We start from the raw sequence: 19,252 nt of genomic DNA, 5'->3' as shown, positions 1-19,252 counted from the left end.
CTGGAGCGGGAGACGAGTCTCGAACTCGCGACCTCAACCTTGGCAAGGTTGCGCTCTACCAACTGAGCTACTCCCGCGTATTGCTGCGCTACTGCTTCCCCGTCACACACTTACTTCGTCGTGCAGCGGAGAAGCGAGATTATGTCGAAGGCACATTCGTATGTCAAGGGCTTTTCCAGCCCTTTTTCCAGAAACCTGCGCGATCGAACGTATGCGCGCCCTCGTCACGCGCCGCCGCGCTCGCGAATCTGCGGCCATGCGAGCTTCATGTAGTACAGCATCGACCAGATCGTCAGCACAGCCGCGAGATACATCAGCCACTCGCCCCACACGCGCGTGTCGATCGTCGCGATGCCGAGCGGCAACGGGCCGTAGTAAAGCAGCATCGGGATCGCGATCATCTGGCATGCGGTCTTGAACTTGCCGAGCTGGTTCACCGCGACGCTCTTCGACGCGCCGATCTGTGCCATCCACTCGCGCAACGCCGAGATGGCGATCTCGCGGCCAACGATTACCAACGCAATCGCCGCGTCGACCCGCGAAATCTGCACGAGGATCAGCAGCGCCGCCGTCACCATCAGCTTGTCCGCGACCGGGTCGAGGAATGCACCGAACGACGACGTCTGGTTCCACTTGCGGGCGAGATACCCGTCGAACCAGTCGGTCAGCGCAGCGAGAATGAAGATCGCCGCCGCCGCGATATTGCGGTGCGCGCCGCCCATCACCGTGTCCGGCAGATAGAACACGCCGACGACGAGCGGGATCAGCACGATCCGTACCCACGTCAGGAAAATCGGGAAATTGAACGGCATGGCATGCGGGTCAGTAAAGGATTCGCAATTGTGCCGTGTCGACCGGCCTGCCACAAGAACGCCAAAACGCGCGCAGGGGGCGACCGGCCGCACGGCCTGTCAGTGAAGCTGCTTGTAGATCTGCTCGGCCAGCGCATGCGAGATGCCGTCGACGCTCGCCAATTCCTCGACGCTGGCCGCAACGACACCGCGCAGCCCGCCGAACCGCGCGAGCAACCGCTGCCGGCGTTTCGCGCCGACCCCTTCGAGCTCCTCGAGCCGCGAAGTCTGGCGCGCCTTCGCCCGCTTCGCGCGCATCCCGGTGATCGCGAAACGGTGCGCCTCGTCGCGGATCTGCGCGACGAGCATCAGTGCGGCGCTTTCCTTGCCGAGTTCCAGCGGCGTACGGCCGTCCGCGAACACGAGCGTCTCGAGGCCGACCTTGCGCCCCTCGCCTTTCGCGACGCCAACCAGCATCGACGTGTCGAGCCCGAGCTCCGTGAACACCTGGCGGGCAATCTCGACCTGGCCCTTCCCGCCGTCGATCAACACGATGTTCGGCAGCAGGCTCGATGCCTCGGCCTGGCGCGTCGATTCGCCGTCGATGCCGGCCGCGTCGTCGGCAGCCGCCGCCTGCGCCGCCTGCTCGACCATCTTCTCGTAGCGGCGCGTGAGCACCTGCCGCATCGCCGCGTAATCGTCGCCTGGCGTGATGCCTGTGATGTTGTAGCGACGGTACTCGCCCGACTGCATCTTGTGATGATGGTAGACGACGCACGACGCCTGCGTCGCCTCGCCCATCGTATGACTGATGTCGAAACACTCGATCCGCAGCATCGCGAGATCGTCGCATTCGAAGCTGAGCGTCTCCGCGAGCGCTCGCGTACGCGCCTGCTGCGAACCCTGCTCGGACAGCAGCCGCGCGAGCGCGAGCCGCGCATTCTGTTCGGCCATCGACAGCCACGCGCGCCGCTGCCCCTGCGGCTGCCGCACCATCGACACCTTGTGGCCGGCCTGCTCGGACAGCAGCTCGAGCAGGTCGCGACTCGCGGGCGCATGGCTGACGACCAGCACGGGCGGCACGCGATTGCCGAGATAGTGCTGCGCGATGAACGCATCGAGCACCTCGGCCTCCACCGACGGCACCGCGCCGCGCGTGCCGGCCGCTTCTTCCACTGTATCGCCTGCTGCTGCGTCTACGGTCGCGTCTTCCGCCGGCAGATCCGGCTGCGCGCCAGCCGCGTCCAGCGCGTCGGTGTCGTCACCGAGGTCGCCTTCGGCAAGCGTCAGCGCACTTTCGACATGCGTCGGGAAATAAGCCTTGTCGCCGAGATGCCGCCCGCCGCGCACCATCGCGAGGTTCACGCACACGCGTCCGCCCAGCGCGACGACCGCCAGGATGTCGACGTCGCTGTCGCTGCCGACCTCGATCGCCTGCTGGTGCAGCACCGTCGCGAGCGAACTCATCTGGTTGCGCACGGCCGCCGCCTGCTCGAACTTCAGTTCGCCCGCGAACGCGTGCATCTTCTGCTCGAGCTCCTTCATCACTTCCGATTGCCGGCCGAGCAGGAAGCGCGCGGCGTTCGACACGTCGATCGCGTAATCGTCCGCCGAGATCGCACCGACGCACGGCGCCGTGCAACGCCCGATCTGGTGCAACAGGCACGGCCGCGTACGGTTGTTGAACACCGAATCCTCGCAGGTGCGCAACTGGAACACGCGCTGCAGGATCTGGATGCTCTCGCGCACGGCCCACGCGCTCGGGAACGGCCCGAAATACTGGTTCTGCTTGTCGACCGAACCGCGGTAGTAGGCCATGCGCGGGAAACGATGCGCGGTGAGCTTCAGGTACGGATACGACTTGTCGTCGCGAAACAGGATGTTGTAACGCGGTGCGAGCGCCTTGATCAGGTTGTTCTCGAGCAGCAGCGCCTCGGCCTCCGAGCGCGTGACGGTCGTCTCGATGCGCGCGATGCGCGTGACCATCATCGCGATGCGCGGCGACAGCTGCGTCTTGGTGAAATAGCTCGATACGCGCTTCTTCAGGTCGCGCGCCTTGCCGACGTAGAGCACGGCGCCCGCTGCGTCGTAGTAGCGGTAGACGCCCGGCATGTGCGGCAATTGCGCGAGGATCTTCTTCGGTTCGAACGGGATATCGGCGGCTTCTGGGGATGTCATGCGTGATCCGGGCACCTTGTGGCGCGGAGCGGGTCCATTAGAATCGCCAGTTTAGAGCATTCACCGGCCCGCTTCGATGCCCCGCACCGCCCCCGCCTCTCCTTCGCCGCACGCGCCCGACGAACCGATCGCGTGCGACCTCTTCTGCACCGTGATCGACAACTTCGGCGACATCGGCGTGTGCTGGCGTCTCGCCCGCCAGCTCGTGCACGAGCACGGCTGGCAGGTTCGCCTCTTCATCGACGACCTGGACACGTTCGCGCGCCTGCTGCCGGGGGTCGATCCCGATGCCGGGCGCCAGACGCTCGACGGCATCGTCGTCGAACACTGGCATGCGGAAGCCGGCGACGCGCTGGACATCGCCGACGTCGTGATCGAGGCGTTCGCGTGCGAGCTGCCCGGCGCGTATCTCGCGGCGATGGCGCGCCGCGCGCGCCGCCCGGTGTGGATCAACCTCGAATACCTGAGCGCCGAGGACTGGGTCGCCGATTTCCATCTGCGCCCGTCGCCGCACCCACGTTATCCGCTGCTGAAGACGTTCTTCTTTCCGGGACTGTCGGCCGGCACCGGCGGCGTGCTGAAGGAACGCGACCTCGATGCGCGCCGCACGGCCTTCGAAGCCAATGCCGCGGCGCGCGCCGCGTGGTGGCAGCACACGACCGGCAGTGCGCCGCCCGCGCCCGGCACGACGGTCGTCAGCCTGTTCGCGTACGAGAATCCGGCCGTCGACGCACTGCTCGCGCAGTGGCGCGACGGCCCGTCGCCCGTGGTCGCGCTCGTGCCGGCCGGTCGCATCTCGCCCGCGCTCGCGCGCTTCTTCGGGGTCGAATCGTTCGGCGCCGGCGCACGTGCGAGCAGCGGCAACCTGACGGCGTACGGGCTCGCGTTCGTCCCGCAGGCCGACTACGATCCGCTGCTATGGGCGGCCGACGTGAATTTCGTGCGCGGCGAGGACTCGTTCGTTCGCGCGCAATGGGCGCGCAAGCCGTTCGTATGGCACATCTACCCGCAGGCGGACGATGCGCATCTGCCGAAACTCGACGCAGCGCTCGCGCATGTGTCGGCGGGCCTCGCCGACGCGCCGCGCGCGGCGCTGGAACGCCTCTGGCATGCATGGAACGGCGCCGGCACGCCCGATTGGGCCGATTTGCTGCAACATCGCACCGTGCTCGACGCGAATGCGGCCCGCTGGGCCGACGAGTTGGCGAGCGTCGGCGATCTCGCCGGAAAGCTGGCGGAATACGCAAAATCTCAGTTAAAATAAGCGGTTATCCGACGGCTGACCACGCAAGCGCTCGCGTTTGGGCTCCTGGCGCCCACCGGAACGCACCCCCGCTTGCGCCGTCAGCCGTTGCGCAACGCTCAGGCACCTATTTATTTGATTGGATCAGGACAGTTTTTTATGAAGACCGCACAGGAACTCCGCGTAGGCAACGTCGTGCAGATCGGCAGCGACGCATGGGTCATCGCCAAGGCCGAATACAACAAGTCGGGCCGTAACGCCGCCGTCGTCAAGATGAAGATGAAGAACCTGCTGACGAACGCAGGCCAGGAATCGGTCTACAAGGCCGACGACAAGTTCGACGTCGTCGTGCTCGACCGCAAGGAAGTGACGTACTCGTACTTCGCCGACCCGATGTACGTGTTCATGGACGCCGACTACAACCAGTACGAAGTCGAAGCGGAAATGATGGGCGAAGCGCTGAACTACCTCGAAGACGGCATGGCTTGCGAAGTCGTGTTCTACAACGAGAAGGCGATCTCGGTCGAACTGCCGACGATCCTGGTTCGCGAAATCACCTACACGGAACCGGCCGTCAAGGGCGACACGTCGTCGGGCAAGGTGCTGAAGAACGCAAAGCTCGCAACGGGCTTCGAACTGCAAGTGCCGCTGTTCTGCAACACCGGCGACAAGATCGAAATCGATACGCGTACGAACGAATACCGCAGCCGCGCGTAACCGGTCTGCGATTTCCGCATCGAACAAAGCGCCCTTCGGGGCGCTTTTTGTTTGTCCGGCATCAACAGCGGCCGCGCGCTGCCGCCATAAGCAGCACAAAAGCCACCGGTAAAGATATTCAATTTGTATCATCGGTAACTGTTTTATAGCGCCGGAGAAATAATGCTCGTTACGCGTTCGGCGGGGCATAAAATCAGTTTTTAATCTGACATGCGGCTGCGGCCGGCCCGATGCCGACAGCCCGCCTCTCTTGACTCGACTCGCGTTCACCATGCCACACGCCCTGATTGTCGAAGACGATCCCAACAGTCTGTCCGGCCTCACCGCGCTGCTCGCCGCAGACGGCTTCTCGGTCGACACGGCCACGTCGCTCGCCGAAGCGCGCACGGCGCTCGGCCGCTCGATTCCCGATGTCGTCCTCGTCGACCTGAACCTGCCGGACGGCAGCGGATTCGACCTGCTCCAGCACCTGCCGCAGCAACAGCCGAACGGCTCGCTGCCGGTGATCGTGCTGACGGGCAACGCGACTGTCGAGAGCGCGATCGAAGGCCTGCGTCACGGCATCTGGGACTACCTGCTGAAGCCGATCAACATTCCGCGCCTGCGCAGCCTGCTCGCCCGGATTCCGCGGCCCTACGAACTGATCGATGAAGTGCAGACGCTGCGCGCGTCGCTGCGCCACCTCGGCCGCTTCGGCGCCCTCGTCGGCCGCAGCGAACCGATGCAGCACGTGTACGACATGATCGAGCACAACGCGCGTACCGAAACGGCCGTGCTGTTCGCGGGCGAAGCCGGTACCGGCAAGAAGCTGGCCGCGCGCACGCTGCACGACCTGAGCCGCCGCCGCAAGGGGCCGTTCGTGTCGTTCGACTGCCGCACGATCGCGCAAGCCGGCCGTCAGGGCGCATCGCTAGACAGCGTGCTGTTCGGCCATGAGCGCGGCGCATTCGACGGCGCCGAGCGGCGCGAATCGGGCCTGTTCGAACAGGCCGGCGGCGGCACGCTGTTCCTCGACGAGATCACCGCGCTGCCGCTCGTGCTGCAGGAAGCGTTGCTGCACGCGCTCGACTCGCAGAATTTCATGCGGATCGGCGGCACGAGTTCGATCGCCAGCGACTTCCGGCTGATCGCGACGACGCGCCGCCCCGCGCGCGAAGCGGTCGCGAACGGCACGCTGCGCGAGGATCTGTGGCTGCGTCTCGATGCCGCGTCGATCACGATGCCGCCGCTGCGCGAGCGCGACGGCGATGCGCTCGCAATCGCCGATGCGCAGATCGACGAACTGAACCGCGAAGCGCGTGCCACGGGCCGCAGCACGACCGACAAGCGCGCGGCGCCGGGCTTCGTGCGCGAATGCCTGTCCTACGAATGGCCGGGCAACGTGCGCGAACTGCAGGAGCGCGTGCGCTTCGCGTACGACGCCTCGGGCGACTTCATCGAAACGCTGCGTGCGGGCGAGGCCAGCTTCACGGCCGGTGCCGCGCTGAACGGCAGCAGCGTGCAGATCAAGGTCGGCACCCCGCTGTCCGACGTCGAGGATCTGCTGATCCGCGCCACGCTCGACGCGGTCGGCGGCACGCGACACCGGGCGGCGACTCTGCTCGGCATCAGCCCCAAGACGCTGTACAACAAATTGCAGCGAATGAAGGTCAACTGACCAGGCGGCAGTTGTCGCGGGCGCTGGTCGGATCTGACGGTTAGTTGCGTAAAAGCGGATCGCCCCAAGGGTCAGCCCCGACAAAAAAGCCGCGCATTCGCGCGGCTTTTTGTTTCCATCAACCGGAACGGCGCGGCGTCTCGCCGCCCTTCCCGCTTACGCCGGCTCGCTGCTCAACAGCGCCTGCGCCTGCAGATAGTCGGGCTGCACGATCAGCTTGTCCCATTTGAGCGCCTTGCCGCGCCCCCGCATCCGCTTGATGCGCCGCACCGACTCGGCCGACGCATGTGCCTTCAGCCCGTTCAGCACGACTTCGGCCGCGTCCGGCTGGTTGCACACGAGCACCATGTCGCAGCCGGCGGCGAGCGCCGCGTCGGCCGCCTCCGTGAGCGTGCCGCCTTCGCGCGCCGCTTCCATCGACAGGTCGTCGCTGAAGATCGCGCCGGTGAAGCCCAGTCGGCCGCGCAGGATGTCCTGCAGCCATACGCGCGAGAAGCCCGCCGGCCGCTTGTCGACCTGCGTGTAGATCACGTGTGCCGGAATCACCGCGGACAGCGACAGGCCGAGCCAGTCGTACGGCGCGACATCCTGCTTGAGAATGGCGTCGAGCGAACGGTCGTCGGTCGGCAACGCGACGTGCGAATCGGCCTCCGCGAAACCGTGCCCCGGAAAATGCTTGCCGCAGTTCGCCATGCCGGCAAGCGACAGCCCGTGGTTCAGGCTCTTCGCGAGCAGCGTGACGACGCGCGGGTCACGGTGGAACGCGCGATCGCCGATCACCTTCGAGTGCCCGTAGTCGAGATCGAGCACCGGCGTGAAGCTCATGTCGATTCCGCATGCGCGCAACTCGGCGGCCAGGATGTAGCCGACCGCGGTCGCGACCTTCATCGCGAGCAGCACGTCGCGATCCCACAGTTCGCCGAGGCGGCGCATCGCGGGCAAGACCGTGAAGCCATCGGTACGGAACCGCTGCACGCGGCCGCCTTCGTGATCGACGGCGATCAGGATGTCCTCGCGCACCGCGCGGATCGAATCGGTCAACGCGGTCAACTGCGTGCGGTTCTGGAAATGCCGCGCGAACAGGATCACGCCGCCGGTATTCGGATGCGCAAGGCGCCGCGCATCGTCGCGCGACAGGGCCGTGCCGACGACGTCGAGCATGACCGGGCCGGGAGTCGTTTTCATCGAATCGGAAAGTCCGTCAGGGAGTGGTTCGGGAAACAGGTGCAGGCGGGGCGGCGTCCGTCTCGGCGACCACGAACGACACCGCATAGTCGCGTTCGTCGCTGACCGTCACGCGTGCCGTGATGCCGCGCGCGGCAAGCCAGTCGGCCAGTTCGCCCGACGCGACGACGTACGGCTCGCCGCTGCGTTGATTGAGGGTCTGCAGCGCGCGCCACGTCATCGGCCAGTGCATGCCGAGGCCGATCGCCTTCGAGAACGCTTCCTTCGCGGAAAAGCGCGTCGCGAGAAACGCGATGCCGCGCGCCTCGGAACGCGCGCGGCGCGCATGGAATACACGTAGTTCGTCAGGGCCGAGCACCTTCTCGGCAAACCGGCCGCCCGTGCGTTCGAGCACGGCCGCGATGCGGCTCACCTGGACGATGTCGGTGCCGATGCCGTAGATCGCCATGTCAACACCCGCCGCGTTGCATCGACGGTGCAGGATGACGAGCGACGCGCGTGCGCACTGGTGTCATCGTCAGCGCGCGCCGCCGTGCAGTACGGCGACACGTGCCGCGACCATGATCGCCTTCATCTCGCGCACTGCGTTGTCCCAGCCCGCGAAAATCGCATGCGCGACCAGCGCGTGGCCGATATTCAGCTCGACGATGCCGTCGATCGCGGCGATCTGCTGCACGTTCGTGTAGTGCAGACCGTGACCGGCGTTGACCTTCAGGCCCAGTTGCGCGCCAGCCTGCACGCCCGCGACGATGCGCTCGTACTCGCGCTGCTGCTCGGCTTCGTCGTGCGCATCGGCGTAGCGGCCCGTATGCAGCTCGACGACCGGCGCGCCGGCTTCGTGCGCCGCGCGGATCTGCGTCTCGTCCGGGTCGATGAACAGCGACACGCGCACGCCGGCGTCGGCGAGCTGCTTGCATGCTGCGCGCACGGCCTCGAAGCGGCCGGCGACGTCGAGACCGCCTTCGGTCGTCAGCTCTTCGCGCTTCTCGGGCACGAGGCACGCGTCGTGCGGACGCACTTCGCATGCGATGTCGAGCATCTCGGCCGTCACCGCGCACTCGAGGTTCATCCGCGTCTTCAGCAGCGGGCGCAGCTTGCGCACGTCCGCATCGACGATGTGGCGGCGATCCTCGCGCAGGTGCAGCGTGATCGCATCCGCGCCGGCCTCTTCGGCGGCCAGTGCCGCGCGAATCGGATCGGGATAGGTCGTGCCGCGCGCGTTGCGCAGCGTCGCGACGTGGTCGATGTTCACGCCGAGGTCGATGGCGGTGGGCGTTGTCAGGAAGAAGCTCATAGATTTTGCAGGTCGATCAGGATCTGACGCGTGGCGAGCGGCGTACCGCCGAGATAGGTGTTCAGCAGGAAGCGCATCAGCGTCTTGCTTTGCGCGACCGTCTGGGCTCGATGGTAATCGTCCTGCTCCATGTCGAGCAACGTCTGTCCTGCAATCACCGGCCAATGCGACGGCACGTCGTCGCCCGCATTGCGCACGCCGCGCTCGGGATCGAATACGTACCGGCCATCGGGCTCGACCGCGCGGCGCGCGACCGTGCGGTTCAGCGCCATCGCATAGCCGGTCTCGCGCAGCAGCACGCGTTCGAACGAACGCAGCACCTGCACCGCGGGTTCGCCGTGCGCGAGGCGCGTGAGCGTCAACACGTAGTGATTGAAGAGCGGCGGCTGAGGATCCTCGCGCGCGCAGAATTTCACGAGCAGTTCGTTCGCGTAGAAGCCGCACAGCAGCCCGTCGCCGCCGAGCGGCAGCATGCCGCCCACCCACTCGGCGCCTGTCAGCGTGCGGACTTCGGATTTGCCCGACCACGACAGCAAGAGCGGCTGGAACGTCTGCAACACGCCGCGCAGCGCGGAGTGCGGGCGCTTCGCGCCCTTCGCGACGAGTGCGAGCCGGCCGTGATCGCGCGTGAGCACGTCGATGATCAGGCTCGTTTCCCGGTACGGATAGCTGTGCAGCACGAACGCCGGCTGCTCGGCAACGCGGAAATCGGACGTGCGAGACGTCGCACGCCGCGCCTTGCGACGCGGCGGTTCGGGCGGTGCCGGCAGCGGCGCGTCGTTCGCGCCGTCCGTCACCGCGTCTTCGGTCGACGTCAGCGCGTCATTCGTACCCATAGGCACGCAGCCCCGCCTCGTTGTCGGCCCAGCCGCTCTTCACCTTCACGAAGGTCTCGAGATACACGGGGCCGTCGAACAGCTTTTCCATGTCCATCCGCGCTTCGGTGCTGATCTGCTTGAGCTTCTCGCCCTTCTTGCCGATCACCATCGCCTTGTGCGAATCGCGTTCGACGAGGATCGTCGCGAAGATGCGCTTCAGGCGCCCCTCCTCCTCGAACTTGTCGATCAGGACGGTGCTCGTGTACGGCAATTCGTCGCCGGTCCAGCGGAACACCTTCTCGCGCAGGATTTCGGCCGCGAGGAAGCGCGAACTGCGGTCGGTCAGCTCGTCCTCGCCGTAGATCGGCTCGCCTTCCGGCAAATACGGCTTGATCGTTTCCAGCAGGCGCTTGATGTCCTCCGGCTTCTGCGCGGACAGCGGCACGAGCTCGGCGAATTCGCGCAGCGCGCTCATCTTCTGCATGAACGGGAACAGCGACGCCTTGTCGGTCACGCGGTCGATCTTGTTCGTGATCAGCAGCGTCGGCATGCCGGGCGGGATCAGGTCGAGCACCTTCTGGTCGTCGGGCCCGAAGCGGCCGGCCTCGATCACGAACAGGATCAGGTCGACCGACGTGAGCGTCGACGTGACCGCGCGGTTCAGCGAGCGGTTCAGCGCGGTGCTGTGACGGGTCTGGAAGCCCGGCGTGTCGACGAACACGAACTGCGCGTCGTCGAACGTGTTGATGCCGGTGATGCGATGGCGGGTCGTCTGCGCCTTGCGCGACGTGATGCTGATCTTCTGGCCGACGAGTGCGTTCATCAACGTCGACTTGCCGACGTTCGGGCGGCCCACGATCGCGATCATGCCGCAACGGAAACCGGTAGGAGCGGGAGTGTTCATATCGTTTGGGAGACAGGTTCGGAACCGGCCGCGCGGCGCGCGGCACGATCGATGGGCAATTCAGTGGTCGGCATCGGCCACGCGCGCCTGCGCGGCAGCAAGACTTGCGCCGCCCGGCGGCGTATCGGTGTCGGGCGACGCGGAATCGCGGGCGCGCAACGTCGGACGCGAAGCTGGGTCGGAACCGGCCGGCTTTTCAGCGGACGGCGACGCCGGATCGGCCGCCTTGTCCGACGGCTTGTCGGCAGGTTTGTCAGCCGCCGGCTTCGCCGACCGTTCGGCCTTGTCCGAAGCCGCTTCCACGTGGGATGCGCGAATCGCCGCCATCGGCGCCTGGGCCGATTCCGCGCCGGGCTCGGCCGCCGCCTTCGCATCGCGCGCGGCCGCGCGTTCCTTGCGCTCCGGCGAACGCAGGTCGAGCGCTTCCTGCACGCCCTTCACGCCCGGCACGATTTCGGGCTCGACATGCTTGGAGCCACGCGCGTTCTTCGAACGCTTCGGCTTCGACGCCAGCATCGGCGCGGCCGCCATCACCTCGTCGAGCGCCTTCTTCGCGGCAGCCTGCTCGGCCGCACGCCGGCTCGCGCCGGAACCCGACACCTTCACGTCGAGCTTCGGCACCGTGCATTCGACCTCGAACTGCTGATTGTGCGCCGCACCATGCGTAGCGACGACCGTATAGGTCGGCAGCGCGATCTTGTGCCCCTGCAGATACTCTTGCAGCAGCGTCTTCGCGTCCTTGCCGAGCGTACGCGGATCGATGTGGTCGAGAATCGGCACGTAGAGGCGCTTGATGACCCCCTGGGCGGCTTCGAAGCCGCCATCGAGGAATACGGCCCCGATGATGGCTTCGAATGCGTCCGCGAGGATCGACGGGCGGCGGAAGCCGCCGCTGCGCAGTTCGCCCTCGCCCAGCCGCAACCCTTCCGAGATATTCAGGGCCTGAGCAATTTCATACAGCGACTGCTGCTTGACGAGATTGGCGCGCACGCGCGACAAGTCACCTTCGTCCAGCTTGCTGAAACGCTGGAACAAAAGGGCGGCCACCGCGCAATTCAGAACGGAATCGCCGAGAAACTCGAGCCGTTCGTTGTGCGTGGCACTGTGACTGCGATGGGTCAAAGCCTGGCGCAATAATTCCGCATTGCGAAATTCGTAGCGCAGCCGGCTTTCCAACTGGGATGGGGGCATGGCAGGAGTATAACGCGGGCGCCGGTCGGGCCGAAACGGCGCGGCCGGACGCGAAAAGGCGTGACGAGGCGGTGTTACCGCCGGTTCTTAAAGTAGTTCGGCAATACGCGACGCGGCCCGTGCATCGCGTATTGCGTGTGAGTCGAGAAACGCGATCAGTTGAAGGAACCGATGCGCTTCAGATCGCTGAAGTTCATCCAGATGAAGAACGCGCGACCGACGATGTTGTTGTCCGGCACGAAACCCCAGTAGCGGCTGTCCGCGCTGTTGTCGCGGTTGTCGCCCATCATGAAGTAGTGACCCGGAGGCACCTTGCAGATCACGCCGCGGCTGTTGTACGTGCAGTTGTCGCGATACGGATAATCGTAGGCGCCCATCACGAACGGCGGCACGGCGGGATTGTTCAGGATCGCGTTCTTCCTCGTGCCGATCGTTTCCTCGAACTGCTTCGCGTAATTCTGGCGCTCGTCGTCGAAGAAATCGGGCAGCGGCGTTTCGGGCACCGGCTGGCCGTTGATCGTCAGTTGCTTGTCCTGGTAAGCAACCGTGTCGCCCGGCAGGCCGATCACGCGCTTGATGTAGTCGACCGACTCGTCCTTCGGATAACGGAACACGACGACGTCGCCGCGCGACAGCGGGCTGCCCTGCGTGATCTTCGTGTTCGTGATCGGCAGACGCAGACCGTATTCGAACTTGTTCACGAGGATGAAGTCGCCGACGAGCAGCGTCGGCACCATCGAGCCCGACGGAATCTTGAACGGCTCGACGACGAACGAACGCACGACGAACACCGCGAGGATCACCGGGAAGAAGCTGGCCGTGTACTCGAGCCACCACGGCTGGCGCAGCTTCTCGTCGCGCAGCTTCGAACGCGTCTGCACCGCGTTTTCATCCGCGAAACGCTTGTCGATGCGCGACTGCTGGCGATCGAATTCCTCGATCGCCACGTCGGCCGCCTTGCGTCGCCGCGGCAGGAACACCAGTTTGTCCAGCACCCACGCTACGCCCGTCACCACGACGAGCACAAAAAGAATCAGCGCAAAATTCATAAAAGGATCAGTCCTGTTATTTGTCTTCGACGCGCAAGATCGCGAGGAACGCTTCCTGCGGGATCTCGACCGAACCCACCTGCTTCATGCGTTTCTTACCTTCTTTCTGCTTCTCGAGCAGTTTCTTCTTTCGCGTGATGTCGCCGCCGTAGCACTTCGCGAGCACGTTCTTGCGCAGCGCCTTGATGTTCTCGCGCGCAACGATGTGCGCGCCGATCGCGGCCTGGATCGCCACGTCGTACATCTGGCGCGGGATGATCTCGCGCATCTTCGCGGCCACTTCGCGGCCGCGATACTGCGACTGCGAGCGGTGCACGATGATCGACAGCGCATCGACCTTGTCGCCGTTGATCAGCATGTCGACCTTCACGACGTCCGACGAACGGTATTCCTTGAACTCGTAGTCCATCGACGCATAGCCGCGCGACACCGACTTCAGACGATCGAAGAAGTCGAGCACGATCTCGGCCATCGGGATTTCGTACGTGAGCTGCACCTGGCGGCCGTGGTACTGCATGTTGATCTGCGAGCCGCGCTTCTGCTCGCACAGCGTGATCACGGAGCCGACGTAGTCCTGCGGCATGTACAGGTTCACGGTGACGATCGGCTCGCGAACCTCGGCAATGCGGCCTGGCTCCGGCATCTTCGCCGGGTTCTCGACCATGATCGTCGAGCCGTCGCTCTGCACCACCTCATAGACGACCGTCGGCGCGGTCGTGATGAGGTCCATGTCGAACTCGCGCTCGAGCCGCTCCTGCACGATTTCCATGTGCAGCAGCCCGAGGAAGCCGCAGCGGAAACCGAAGCCGAGCGCCTGCGACACTTCCGGCTCGTACTGCAGCGACGCGTCGTTGAGCTTCAGCTTCTCGAGCGACTCGCGCAGCGCGTCGTACTGGTTCGCCTCGACCGGATAGAGGCCCGCGAACACCTGCGGCTTCACTTCCTTGAAGCCCGGCAGCGGCTCGGTGGCGGCCTTGGTCGCGTGCGTGACGGTATCGCCGACCTTCGCGGCCGTCAGCTCCTTGATGCCGGCGATGATGAAGCCCACCTGCCCGGCCGACAGCGATTCGAGATTGCGCGACTTCGGCGTGAACACGCCGATGTGCTCGACCGGATACTGCGCGCCGGTCGCCATCATCTTGATCTTTTCCTTCGGACGCAGCGTACCGTTGACGATGCGCACGAGCATCACGACGCCGACATAGTTGTCGAACCACGAGTCGATGATCAGCGCCTGCAGCGGCGCGGCCGGATCGCCCTTCGGCGGCGGCACCTTCGCGATCAGCGATTCGAGCACGTCCTCGACGCCGAGCCCCGTCTTCGCGCTGCAGCGCGTCGCGTCGGTCGCGTCGATGCCGATCACGTCCTCGATCTCCTCGATCGCGTTCTCGGGGTTCGCGGCCGGCAGGTCGATCTTGTTCAGCACGGGCACGACTTCGACGCCGAGCTCGATCGCCGTGTAGCAGTTCGCGACCGTCTGCGCCTCGACGCCCTGGCTCGCGTCGACCACGAGCAGCGCGCCCTCGCACGCGGACAGCGAACGGCTGACCTCGTACGAGAAGTCGACGTGCCCCGGCGTATCGATCAGGTTGAGGTTGTAGACCTTGCCGTCGCGGGCGCGATACGACAGTGCAGCCGTCTGCGCCTTGATCGTGATGCCGCGCTCGCGCTCGATGTCCATCGAGTCGAGCACCTGCGCTTCCATTTCACGGTCGGCGAGGCCGCCGCATACCTGGATGATGCGATCCGCGAGTGTCGACTTGCCATGGTCGATGTGCGCGATGATCGAGAAATTGCGAATATGATCCATTCAGTGCCGATCAAGCGAAAAAGGCGCGCTCGACGACCGCGGAGCACGCCTTGTAAGTCGGTGAAAAAACGGCTTATTTTAGCCGAAAAGGCCTTTGCCGGGCGGTAATTCGGAACGCCGGGCGACGCGCGCCCGGTAACGGCTTCCCGGTGAGAGGCCGATGCTGCCGCCCCCAAAGCGAAAACGTGCCGCGCGAAGCGGTGCCGCACCGGGCGATCGAGTCAGCTTCAGCGCCGGGCCGCGAGCGCGTCGCGCACCCTCCCCTCGTCGAAGCGATGCCGGCACACCTCCGCGCCGTCGAGCAGCAGCACGGGCACGTCCTCGTCGTAGCGGGCAACGAGTGCCGGATCGGCGTCGATGTCGACATAGTCGACCGCGACACCGAATTCGGCCGCGACCGGCGCCAGCGCGTCGCGCATGTCGTCGCACAGGTGGCACCAGCCGCGGCCGTAGAGCGTGAACATCGGCGCGTTACTTCTGCGTCGGACGCGGCCGCACCGGCACGAACTGCGTGTTGTCGCCGCGTCGCACGAGCACCGCGACCGCCTTCTGCGAATCGAGCTGCGCGGTCACTTCGGCGAACTGCTTCGCACTGATGATGTCGGTGTCGCCGACACGCAGCACGATGTCGCCGCGTTGCAGGCCGGCACGGGCTGCCGGGCCGTCGACGCCGTCGATCTGCACGCCGCCCTTCAGCTTCAGCGACTTCATCTGATCCGCCGAAATGTCGCTGACCGTCAAGCCGAGCGAGTTGGCCTGGCGCGGCTTCTGCGGCGTGTTCTTGCGCTGCTCGGCCTTCGCCGTCGTCTCCGCCGGCGTCTCCGCGATCGTGATCGGCAGATCGCGCGCCTGCCCCTTGCGCCACACGCTGACGGTCGCCTTGGTGCCCGGCTTCGTGTCGCCGACCATGCGCGGCAGATCCGACGCCGTATCGACCGGCCGGCCGTTGAACTTCAGGATGATGTCGCCCGGCTGGATGCCCGCCTTGTCGGCCGGACCGCCCGGCTCGACGCTGCTGACGAGCGCGCCTTCGGCTTTCGGCAGCCCGATCGAATCGGCCACGTCCTTCGTCACCTCGCCGATCGCCACCGCGATCCGGCCGCGCGTGACCTTGCCCGTCGCCTTCAACTGGTCGGCCACGCGCATCGCCTCATCGATCGGGATCGCGAACGAAATGCCCATGAAACCGCCGGTACGGCTGTAGATCTGCGAGTTGATGCCGATCACTTCGCCCTGCATGTTGATCAGCGGGCCGCCCGAGTTGCCGGGGTTCACGGCGACGTCGGTCTGGATGAACGGCAGGTAGTCGCCGGTGTTGCGGCTCTTCGAGCTGACGATGCCGGCCGTCACGGTGTTGTCGAGGCCGAACGGCGAACCGATCGCGACGACCCACTCGCCGACGCGCACCTTGTTCGAATCGCCGATCGCGACGATCGGCAGGTTCGACGCCTGGATCTTCACGACGGCGATGTCCGTGCGGTCGTCGACGCCGATCAGCTTCGCCTTGAATTCGCGCTTGTCGGTCAGCGTCACGTAGATCGTGTCCGCATCGTCGACGACGTGCGCATTGGTCATCACGTAGCCGTCTGCCGACACGATGAAACCGGAGCCGACGCCGCGGTTCTGCTCGGCATCGGGCGGATTGTCGGGCGCGGGCGCATCTTTCGGGTTGCCGCTGCCATTACCGCTGCCGTTACCGCTGCCGTTACCGGGCGCCTGCGGCAACGGAATGCCGAAGAAGCGCCGGAAGAATTCCGACATGTCGCCGTTGTCGAAGCCAGGCGGAAGCGCGCCGCGCGGGCCTGCTATCGGCACGTTCGCGGTGGTCCGGATGTTCACGACGGCCGGCCCGACCTTTTCGACCAGGTCGGCGAAGTCCGGGAGGCTGGCGGCGGGAGCCGTAGCCGCAACCGCGGGATGCGGGACGAGCGGCAGGCAGGCGCACAGCGCCGCCGCCGCGAGCCAGTTGCGCAGCGTGAGTTTCGTCATGTCGGAAGCCGAAGCGTTACTTGGAAGCCTTGTATTCTATGGCAGACGCGAACTGCTGCAACGTAGCCGGCGGCACTTCGCCGAGCACGGTGATCCAGTAGTCGCCGCGGCGCTTCACGAGAACGTGCGTCGCACCGGTGCTTCCCGCGCCTTCCTTGCGCGTATTCTTCTCGGCCGGCTCGATGAAGACGGAGATCGTTGCGAGTCCGTCGGTGAAAACGGCCTGATCCACCGAAATCGGCGGATCGCCGGCATCGCGCGCGGCCATCGGCCGACGCACTTCACGGATTTTCTGGAAGCCGGCGACGTTCGGTGCGATCTGCCAGCCCTGTGCCTCCATGTCGACCGTCGCGACCGGCGGACGGACGACCGTCCAGCCGCCCAGGTTGCGGATTCCGGCGGCAATCGCCGACTTGTCGCCGGCCGTGCCGCCCGTCTGCACTTGCGAGAACGCGATCTGCTCGAGCACGTGATCGCTCGCGTCGAGCGTCTGCGAACGCAGCAACAGCCCGGTGCGGGCATCGGCCCACAGCTTGTACGTGAAGCGGTACGCGTCCTTCGGCACGAGTTCGACGACCTGCGCGTCGATTCCTGCCACGCGGTCCTTGCCGAGCGGTTTCGCGTCGTAGACGGACATCACGTGCTCGCCGCTCGCGCCGAGCAGCGCGGGGAACGAGTCGCGCGTCTGGCGGCGCTCGACCACGCACAGCTTGCGCTCCGGCACGAACGTGTAGAGTTCGTCGTTATGCCGCAGGACCTTGCGCGGCTTGCCGTCGAGCGTCTCGATACGCTCGAACTCGCCGTCGCGGGACGAAACGTGCGCGATGCGCGACGACTGCACATATCCGCCGCGCTGGTAGACGAACGTCCCCTCGTAGTTCTGCTGCTGCGCCGCCTGCTGGATGCGGTCGAGCCAGTCCGCCGCACCCTTGCGGGTCGCGACGGGATCGTCCGGTTGCTGGGCGCTGGCAGGAAGGGATTGAACGGACAACAGGGCGGCTGCGCAAAGCAGGAGGGCCGGCAGCCGCTTCCATCCGGAGATGGCTTGATTCAACTGCAATGTCCGCATCGGGTTTATTGGCCTGGCGTGGTGGTCACGGCAGCGCGGATCAGCGGCATCGAGCCCGTGACGACGGGCTGCTGCGCGAATTGCTGGTGCGCTTCGAGGTATTGGTCGAGCGTGGCGTCGCGGATGATGTTGACGTCCTGCAAGCCCGGCTGGACCGATGCCTGCGCGACCGTCACGCGCTGCAGGTCGCCGCGCTGCGGCGCGCCTGCCGATGCGACCTGGACGGCGCCCGGCGTACCGGCCGTCTGCATCTGCGGGACGACGATCCACGTCAGCGTGGCTGCAGCGGCCGCCACCGCGAACGCGGGCACGACGCGCCGGCGCAGCGACAGCAGCTTGCGGGCGACCGGCGCGGCGGCCGGCGCGAGCAGGTGCGGCTCGCTTTCGAGCGCGGCCGACATGCGCGCGGTGAACGCGACGCTCAGCGCGGGCGGCAGCGCGAGCTCGTCCGAGCGCAGCGCATCGCCGATCAGGTGGTAATGGGCCCACGCTGCGCGGTCCGCGCGGTCGAGCCCAGCCAGAAACTGCCCGTGATCCGGGCCGTCGAACAGTTCTCCGTCGACCAGAGCGGAAAGGCGCTCGCCGCGCGAGCAAGCCTGCGACTGCGTATTGACCGACCCCATGATGCTCCCCATCTTGCACACACCCCGTCGTGATGCCACGACTCTATCCGTAACTAGACCCCGACCCGCGTCGATGCGCCCATCGCGCTTACCAGCGCTTGCCTTCGGGCGTATCGAGCAGCGGACGCAATTTCGCAGCGATTGCCTCGCGTGCCCGGAAGATGCGCGACCGGACCGTCCCGATCGGACAGCCCATCATTTCCGCGATCTCTTCGTAGCTCAGGCCCTCGATCTCGCGCAGCGTAATCGCCTGGCGCAGTTCTTCGGGCAGGAGGGCCATTGCAGCGTTGACCGTCTCCGCAATCTGCTTGCTCATCAACATCGACTCAGGCGTGTTGATATCCCTTAGTTGGTCTGCGTCGGAGAAAGTTTCCGCTTCCTCTGCATCGGCCTCGGTCGACGTCGGCGCCCGACGGCCTTGCGTCGCAAGGTAGTTCTTCGCCGTATTGACGGCAATCCGGTACAACCACGTGTAAAACGCCGACTCGCCGCGAAATTGCGGCAGCGCACGATACGCCTTGATGAACGCGTCCTGGGCCACATCCTCGACCTCGGCGGGATCCCGCACGAGGCGCGAGATCAGCCGGATGATCTTGCGGTGGTATTTGGAGACCAGGAGTTCGAACGCCGCCTTGTCGCCTTTCTGTACGCGCTCGACCAGAGCCTGATCGATTTCTTTTTCACTCACCTGACAAATCCATTAACTAGGGATGCAACGCGGAGCGTTATTGTAG

Annotated in this window: 18 protein-coding genes and 1 tRNA gene; 3 read left to right on the top strand and 16 right to left on the bottom strand. The window is 65.7% G+C overall.

The features are described from left to right. Position 1 precedes the first annotated feature (1 nt). The 3 genes from BME24068_RS25030 to uvrC form a co-directional block, all read right to left on the bottom strand. Positions 2-77, bottom strand: a tRNA-Gly gene (locus tag BME24068_RS25030). Between the two features lie 147 nt (positions 78-224). After that, positions 225-812, bottom strand: coding sequence for a CDP-diacylglycerol--glycerol-3-phosphate 3-phosphatidyltransferase (pgsA, locus tag BME24068_RS25025; RefSeq protein WP_096507513.1), 588 nt, complete (start codon positions 810-812; stop codon positions 225-227). 99 nt (positions 813-911) lie between these two features. Further along, complete coding sequence (gene uvrC / locus BME24068_RS25020) at positions 912-2,969, bottom strand: excinuclease ABC subunit UvrC (RefSeq protein WP_174927714.1); 2,058 nt, start codon at positions 2,967-2,969, stop codon at positions 912-914. 76 nt (positions 2,970-3,045) lie between these two features. On the opposite strand from uvrC, the gene earP reads away from it, so the two are divergent. The 3 genes from earP to BME24068_RS25005 all read left to right on the top strand — a co-directional run bounded on the left by earP (position 3,046) and on the right by BME24068_RS25005 (position 6,586). After that, a complete protein-coding gene (gene earP / locus BME24068_RS25015; RefSeq protein ID WP_174927713.1) occupies positions 3,046-4,233 on the top strand; it encodes an elongation factor P maturation arginine rhamnosyltransferase EarP in 1,188 nt (395 codons plus the stop codon). A 138-nt stretch (positions 4,234-4,371) separates the two neighbouring features. Continuing rightward, a complete protein-coding gene (gene efp / locus BME24068_RS25010) occupies positions 4,372-4,929 on the top strand; it encodes an elongation factor P (protein ID WP_096507516.1) in 558 nt (185 codons plus the stop codon). Between the two features lie 271 nt (positions 4,930-5,200). Beyond that, entirely contained in the window at positions 5,201-6,586 is a 1,386-nt protein-coding gene (locus tag BME24068_RS25005; protein ID WP_096507517.1) for a sigma-54-dependent transcriptional regulator, read from the top strand. A 156-nt stretch (positions 6,587-6,742) separates the two neighbouring features. On the opposite strand, the gene nagZ is transcribed toward BME24068_RS25005, so the two are convergent. The 13 genes from nagZ to rpoE form a co-directional block, all read right to left on the bottom strand. Next, positions 6,743-7,771 (bottom strand): beta-N-acetylhexosaminidase, encoded by a 1,029-nt coding sequence (gene nagZ / locus BME24068_RS25000; protein ID WP_174927712.1) that lies wholly within the window; start codon positions 7,769-7,771, stop codon positions 6,743-6,745. 16 nt (positions 7,772-7,787) lie between these two features. After that, complete coding sequence (gene acpS, locus BME24068_RS24995) at positions 7,788-8,219, bottom strand: holo-ACP synthase (protein ID WP_096507519.1); 432 nt, start codon at positions 8,217-8,219, stop codon at positions 7,788-7,790. 69 nt (positions 8,220-8,288) lie between these two features. Further along, positions 8,289-9,065, bottom strand: a complete 777-nt coding sequence (pdxJ, locus tag BME24068_RS24990) for a pyridoxine 5'-phosphate synthase (protein ID WP_174927711.1) — start codon at positions 9,063-9,065, stop codon at positions 8,289-8,291. Then, positions 9,062-9,901: a DNA repair protein RecO gene (gene recO, locus BME24068_RS24985; protein WP_096507521.1), complete on the bottom strand. Its 840-nt coding sequence runs from the start codon at positions 9,899-9,901 to the stop codon at positions 9,062-9,064. The genes pdxJ and recO overlap by 4 nt, the downstream gene beginning before the upstream one ends. After that, positions 9,888-10,787, bottom strand: coding sequence for a GTPase Era (gene era, locus BME24068_RS24980; protein ID WP_096507522.1), 900 nt, complete (start codon positions 10,785-10,787; stop codon positions 9,888-9,890). The genes recO and era overlap by 14 nt, the downstream gene beginning before the upstream one ends. Positions 10,788-10,847: 60 nt before the next feature. Beyond that, the gene (gene rnc, locus BME24068_RS24975; protein WP_174927710.1) at positions 10,848-11,978 is read right to left on the bottom strand and encodes a ribonuclease III; all 1,131 of its coding nucleotides are present in this window, start codon (positions 11,976-11,978) and stop codon (positions 10,848-10,850) included. Between the two features lie 155 nt (positions 11,979-12,133). Continuing rightward, positions 12,134-13,027, bottom strand: coding sequence for a signal peptidase I (gene lepB, locus BME24068_RS24970; protein WP_096507524.1), 894 nt, complete (start codon positions 13,025-13,027; stop codon positions 12,134-12,136). Positions 13,028-13,043: 16 nt separating this feature from the next. Then, the gene (gene lepA, locus BME24068_RS24965; RefSeq protein ID WP_096507525.1) at positions 13,044-14,837 is read right to left on the bottom strand and encodes a translation elongation factor 4; all 1,794 of its coding nucleotides are present in this window, start codon (positions 14,835-14,837) and stop codon (positions 13,044-13,046) included. 227 nt (positions 14,838-15,064) lie between these two features. Beyond that, on the bottom strand, positions 15,065-15,301 hold the full coding sequence (locus tag BME24068_RS24960) for a glutaredoxin family protein (RefSeq protein WP_096507526.1): 237 nt from the start codon (positions 15,299-15,301) through the stop codon (positions 15,065-15,067). A gap of 7 nt (positions 15,302-15,308) precedes the next feature. Then, on the bottom strand, positions 15,309-16,826 hold the full coding sequence (locus BME24068_RS24955) for a DegQ family serine endoprotease (protein WP_174927709.1): 1,518 nt from the start codon (positions 16,824-16,826) through the stop codon (positions 15,309-15,311). A gap of 16 nt (positions 16,827-16,842) precedes the next feature. Then, complete coding sequence (locus tag BME24068_RS24950; protein WP_096507528.1) at positions 16,843-17,895, bottom strand: MucB/RseB C-terminal domain-containing protein; 1,053 nt, start codon at positions 17,893-17,895, stop codon at positions 16,843-16,845. A gap of 5 nt (positions 17,896-17,900) precedes the next feature. Next, entirely contained in the window at positions 17,901-18,518 is a 618-nt protein-coding gene (locus BME24068_RS24945) for a sigma-E factor negative regulatory protein (protein ID WP_174927717.1), read from the bottom strand. A gap of 88 nt (positions 18,519-18,606) precedes the next feature. Beyond that, positions 18,607-19,206 carry an RNA polymerase sigma factor RpoE gene (gene rpoE / locus BME24068_RS24940; protein WP_006490873.1) on the bottom strand — a complete coding sequence of 200 codons (600 nt, stop codon included), beginning with the start codon at positions 19,204-19,206 and terminating at the stop codon, positions 18,607-18,609. Between the last annotated feature and the right edge of the window lie 46 nt (positions 19,207-19,252).

Source organism: Burkholderia anthina (assembly GCF_902498995.1).
Lineage (GTDB): Bacteria > Pseudomonadota > Gammaproteobacteria > Burkholderiales > Burkholderiaceae > Burkholderia > Burkholderia anthina.
This window is presented reverse-complemented; position numbering and strand designations above follow the sequence as displayed.

Excerpts from the sequence above, each read along its gene's own strand:
- uvrC (WP_174927714.1), bottom strand. The coding sequence starts at position 2,969 with ATGACATCCCCAGAAGCCGCCGATATCCCGTTCGAACCGAAGAAGATC.
- BME24068_RS24960 (WP_096507526.1), bottom strand. The coding sequence starts at position 15,301 with ATGTTCACGCTCTACGGCCGCGGCTGGTGCCACCTGTGCGACGACATG.
- lepB (WP_096507524.1), bottom strand. The coding sequence starts at position 13,027 with ATGAATTTTGCGCTGATTCTTTTTGTGCTCGTCGTGGTGACGGGCGTA.
- acpS (WP_096507519.1), bottom strand. The coding sequence starts at position 8,219 with ATGGCGATCTACGGCATCGGCACCGACATCGTCCAGGTGAGCCGCATC.
- BME24068_RS25005 (WP_096507517.1), top strand. The coding sequence starts at position 5,201 with ATGCCACACGCCCTGATTGTCGAAGACGATCCCAACAGTCTGTCCGGC.
- era (WP_096507522.1), bottom strand. The coding sequence starts at position 10,787 with ATGAACACTCCCGCTCCTACCGGTTTCCGTTGCGGCATGATCGCGATC.
- efp (WP_096507516.1), top strand. The coding sequence starts at position 4,372 with ATGAAGACCGCACAGGAACTCCGCGTAGGCAACGTCGTGCAGATCGGC.
- BME24068_RS24955 (WP_174927709.1), bottom strand. The coding sequence starts at position 16,826 with ATGACGAAACTCACGCTGCGCAACTGGCTCGCGGCGGCGGCGCTGTGC.
- earP (WP_174927713.1), top strand. The coding sequence starts at position 3,046 with ATGCCCCGCACCGCCCCCGCCTCTCCTTCGCCGCACGCGCCCGACGAA.
- nagZ (WP_174927712.1), bottom strand. The coding sequence starts at position 7,771 with ATGAAAACGACTCCCGGCCCGGTCATGCTCGACGTCGTCGGCACGGCC.
- BME24068_RS24950 (WP_096507528.1), bottom strand. The coding sequence starts at position 17,895 with ATGCGGACATTGCAGTTGAATCAAGCCATCTCCGGATGGAAGCGGCTG.
- pdxJ (WP_174927711.1), bottom strand. The coding sequence starts at position 9,065 with ATGAGCTTCTTCCTGACAACGCCCACCGCCATCGACCTCGGCGTGAAC.
- lepA (WP_096507525.1), bottom strand. The coding sequence starts at position 14,837 with ATGGATCATATTCGCAATTTCTCGATCATCGCGCACATCGACCATGGC.
- BME24068_RS24945 (WP_174927717.1), bottom strand. The coding sequence starts at position 18,518 with ATGGGGTCGGTCAATACGCAGTCGCAGGCTTGCTCGCGCGGCGAGCGC.
- pgsA (WP_096507513.1), bottom strand. The coding sequence starts at position 812 with ATGCCGTTCAATTTCCCGATTTTCCTGACGTGGGTACGGATCGTGCTG.
- rnc (WP_174927710.1), bottom strand. The coding sequence starts at position 11,978 with ATGCCCCCATCCCAGTTGGAAAGCCGGCTGCGCTACGAATTTCGCAAT.
- recO (WP_096507521.1), bottom strand. The coding sequence starts at position 9,901 with ATGGGTACGAATGACGCGCTGACGTCGACCGAAGACGCGGTGACGGAC.